Source organism: Deinococcota bacterium (genome assembly GCA_030858465.1).
In the GTDB taxonomy this organism is placed as follows: domain Bacteria; phylum Deinococcota; class Deinococci; order Deinococcales; family Trueperaceae; genus JALZLY01.
Genome location: JALZLY010000211.1, coordinates 1 through 3,908 on the forward strand (window position 1 = coordinate 1; position 3,908 = coordinate 3,908).

Genomic DNA, 3,908 nt, shown 5'->3' on the forward strand with positions numbered 1-3,908 from the left:
AGGTAGATGTGCTGGGGAACGTAGCCCAGGTTTTTCTGCCAGTTGGCGAGGTTGCCGTCACCGATCTCGGCGTCGTCGACGAGCAGCCGGCCGCGCTCCGGCCGGATCAGGCCCAGGATGATGTCGACCGTGGTGGTCTTGCCCGAGCCCGTCGCCCCCACAAAGGCGACCGAGGAGTTGGCGTCGATAGTAAGGTTGAAGTCTTCGAAGACGGGCGCTTTGGCGCCGGGGTAGCGGAAGGTGATGTCGCGCAGCTCGAGCTTGCGCCTGAAGGGCAGGGGCTTGATGTTGTCGCGGTCGATATGCCTCATGGGTGCTTCGCCCGGCTGGTAATGAACGTCCTTGTAGAGCACGTCGAGCGCCGCCAAGTGGAACCTGATCTTGGTGACGGACTGAAAGATCTGCTGCAGGGCGGGCATGAGCCGGTAGATGGCGACCGCGTAGAGGCCCAGCAGGGGCAATACCTGGCTGATGTCACGCTCCAAGACCAGCAGGTAGAGGATGATCAGCAAGATGCCGCCAAAGGCGACGGTCTCGAGCGCGTACTTGGGCAGGATGCCGATGATGTGTTTTGTGGCCATGTGGTTGGAATAGAGCAGGGAAGGGGCCGAAAACTGCTTGATAAAATCCTGTTCCTTGCCCAGGATCTTCACGTCCTTGATGCCGCCAAAGGCTTCGCCGGCGATCTGGAAGAGCTGTCTGCCCGCCTCTACCCGCTCCTTGCCGATCCGTCCGAGCTTTTTTCGCACCGTTGTATAGATGACTAGGTAGGCACCGCCGAGAACCAAGGCGGCCGCTACGGCCAGCAGCGGGTCGACGTAGACGAGGAGGGCCAGGATGAAGACCGTCACCGCCGCTTTGGCGATGAGCTGCATGCCGGGCACGAGGATGTTGGTGACCACCTGGTTGACCTCCGCCAGGATGTTCTTGCTGAGGTTGGCGGTGTTGCGGCTCAGATAGAAGACATAGGGCCGGTGCAGGTAGTCGTCGAGCAGCCGTTTGGAGATGGTGTGGTTTTGCCGCCAGGTAAAGCGGTCGAGCGCCCACATGGTGAGGGCGGTGAAGCCGTTGCTGAAGGCGATGGCCACCAGGGCAACCACCCCGAGAAAGATAAGAAAGCTGTTGGTGCTCGAGAAGTTCAGGCTGGTGTAGAGCCAGTTGAGCCAACGGTTGCTGTGGATAACGTCGGGATTTGCGAGGAGGGCCAGCAGGGGCGTGATCGAGGCGATGCCGAGCACCTGCACAAAGGCCATGACGACCACCGGGAACATGAGCAAGACGACGTGCCGGCGTTCCTTGGGAGAGAGGAGTGCGAAGATCTTGTGGAGGATGCCGGGTTCTTTCATTCGAGGTTCTTTCATCCGGGTGTCTTTCATCCAGGTTTGTTTCATAGGGATTCTTTCGGGAGCCGGGCGTCTTCGAGGGGCCACTGTGATTGCAACTGTGATTGCAACCGTGATTGTAGCAGCCACCGTGAGAAGCGCTGCAAACCGTCCTCCAGCCTAGTCTTCGGCTGGTAACCGAAAAGACACTTGGCCTTGTCGACCGACGCCCAGGTCTGCGGTACGTCGCCCGGCTGCATGGGCTGAAGGTCGAGCTTTGCCTCCTTGCCCAGAACCTTTTCCAAACCCTCGACCAGCTCGCCCAGGCTGACGGTGCGGTTGTTGCCGAGGTTTACGACCTCATAAAGGCTTTTGCGGTAGTCCATAGCCGCCCGCACGCCCGAGACGATGTCGGCGACATAGGTGTAGTCGCGGCGGCTGCTGCCGTCACCGAAGTAGGGCAGCGCCTCGTCCTCGAGCATCAGCCGCGCGAACTTGTGAATGGCTAAGTCGGGGCGCTGCCGCGGGCCGTAAACCGTGAAAAAGCGCAAGGCCACGAAGCGGATACCGTAGAGGTGGCTGTAGACGTGACCCAGGAGTTCACCGCTCACCTTGGTGCTGGCGTAGGGACTGATCGGCGCCAGGACGCAGTCCTCCTCGCGCCAGGGGACCTTAGGATTGACGCCGTAGACGCTGCTCGACGAGGCGAAGACGAACTGTTCGGCGCCCCATTCACGGGCGAGCTCGAGCAGGTTCTGGGTGCCGCGGACGTTGACCTCCTGGTAGCCGATAGGGTCCATGATGCTGGGGCGCACGCCGGCCTTGGCCGCGAGATGCACGATGACATCATAGCCTCCGGGAAGCCTTTGCTTGAGGGCCTCCAGGTCGAGGATATCTTCACGCTCGAGGCGGTAGTTCGGGTGCTCGAGGTGACCCCTGACGTTGCGCTCCTTGATCGCGGGGTCATAGGAGGGGTCGAAGTTGTCGAGCGCGGTGACCCGCCAGCCGTCTTCCAAAAGGCTATCGACGAGATGGCTGCCGATAAAGCCGGCACCCCCGGTCACCAGCGCATGTTTTCGGCTCATCGCTCCACCTCGGGACATAAAACCTCGGGACATAAAACCCCGATGATCGCTGAGCGCGAGGGGACGATCCCGGCGAAGACCGTCCGTGACCCAAAGACCGTCCGTGACCCAAGGTAGCCGCGCATCGAAAGGTAGCCGCGCATCGAACCGGAGTATATCGCGAAGGGGCCGGTCAAGGCTGTGACCGCCGTCTTGGCCATCACCACAGCCCTACTGCTCCCAGCCCAGGTCGGTCCCGAGGAAGGCGTAGAGCCGTTCGTTGTGGGGCCGGTAGTAGTCGCTCAGATACGCTCTGGTGGCAGGCTCCATCCCCGAGTAGCGGCCGACCATGTACTTTTTGGGACGATCTATCTCCCAGGCCGGCAGGCCCAGAAACGCGTAGGCTCTGTTCAGGACCGCGGAGGCGTCCTCGTAGAAGTCCTCGGTTTTGAGAATCAGCATCTTTTCCTTTGGAAAGTGCCGCGCGTAGACCTCGAGCTGCTCGACGTACCTTCCTCTGGCCAGGAGATAGCTGTACCTGAAATAGTGGTCGCTGTGGTAGCGGTCGTCGTCTAGCATCTTGGCGTACTCGGCTCGCAGGGTCGCTTCCTCCTGCTCCTCTTTCGCCAGCGCCTCCTCAAAGGAGGGAGCGCTTTCGGTCCCTATCTTCACGAAGTGGTTGTAGTGCGAGTAGGCTCTTTCCACGGGGTTTCTCAAGATGACGATGATGCGGACCTCGGGAAGGTGCTCCCGGATTCTGCCGGGCACCTGAGGGTTGAAGATGTAGCTCGGGCTGGCCTCTCCCGTGAGCCGCCGCTCCTGCTTCAGCCCGTTCAGGAGGACCGGGAAGTGCGCCCGGTACCAGCGCATGCTCTTCTGGTGATAGCGGCTGCCGAAAAAGCGCACCTCCTTGGCTATCGCCGGGACGATCCGCGGATGCTCGCAGATATTGTGGTAAAGCGACGAGGTCGCGCTCTTCATGGCCCCGACGACTATGAAATCCGGCAACGGACAGAGCGGACTGACGAGCAGCCTGGGGGCGACCCGGTTGCGCTTGAGGGTCCGTCTGAGGGACTGCTTAACTTTGGGCGGAAGCAAAGCCATGTGGTTTCTCCAGGGCGGTGACGGGAAGATCCGTGCCGTTCTCCATATAACTATCCGAGCGTGAAGCGAGCATGAAATCTCCCGGCGGCTGGCTGTGCCTGTTTGGGGCTGTGCCTGTTTGGACGCTGGGCTGAGAGGCCTAGCGTCCTATGCTGGCGTAGGTGAAGCCGTGCGCCCGCACTTCCCCCGGGTTCAAGAGATTGCGCGCGTCCAGGAGAAAATCCCCGCGCATGCGCGCCCTCATCTCCGTAAGGGGCAAGTGCTTGTAGTCCTGCCAGTCGGTGACCACCACCAGCGCGTCACAGCCGATGGCCAGGCACTCCGGCGTGTCGCAGTAGTCGACCGGCAGGTCGGGGTAGAGCTTTTGAGTGTTGGCAATGCTTATGGGGTCATGCACCCGGACATGGGCGCCGCGTTC

Annotated in this window: 4 protein-coding genes; all 4 read right to left on the reverse strand. The window is 61.3% G+C overall.

Translation table 11 applies throughout. The annotated features are described in order from the left end of the window. On the reverse strand, nucleotides 1–1,361 hold a 1,361-nt coding region (locus tag M3498_10630), incomplete at its 3' end, for an ATP-binding cassette domain-containing protein (GenBank protein ID MDQ3459736.1). A 26-nt stretch (nucleotides 1,362–1,387) separates the two neighbouring features. After that, nucleotides 1,388–2,407, reverse strand: a complete 1,020-nt coding sequence (locus M3498_10635; GenBank protein MDQ3459737.1) for a GDP-mannose 4,6-dehydratase — start codon at nucleotides 2,405–2,407, stop codon at nucleotides 1,388–1,390. A 210-nt stretch (nucleotides 2,408–2,617) separates the two neighbouring features. Next, nucleotides 2,618–3,490, reverse strand: coding sequence for a sulfotransferase domain-containing protein (locus tag M3498_10640; protein ID MDQ3459738.1), 873 nt, complete (start codon nucleotides 3,488–3,490; stop codon nucleotides 2,618–2,620). 139 nt (nucleotides 3,491–3,629) lie between these two features. Then, a partial coding sequence (locus M3498_10645; GenBank protein MDQ3459739.1) for a UDP binding domain-containing protein occupies nucleotides 3,630–3,908 on the reverse strand: 279 nt, incomplete at its 5' end.

Bases quoted from the DNA above. Each gene is read 5' to 3' on its own strand.
- M3498_10640 (MDQ3459738.1), bottom strand. From the start codon at position 3,490: ATGGCTTTGCTTCCGCCCAAAGTTAAGCAGTCCCTCAGACGGACCCTC.
- M3498_10635 (MDQ3459737.1), bottom strand. From the start codon at position 2,407: ATGAGCCGAAAACATGCGCTGGTGACCGGGGGTGCCGGCTTTATCGGC.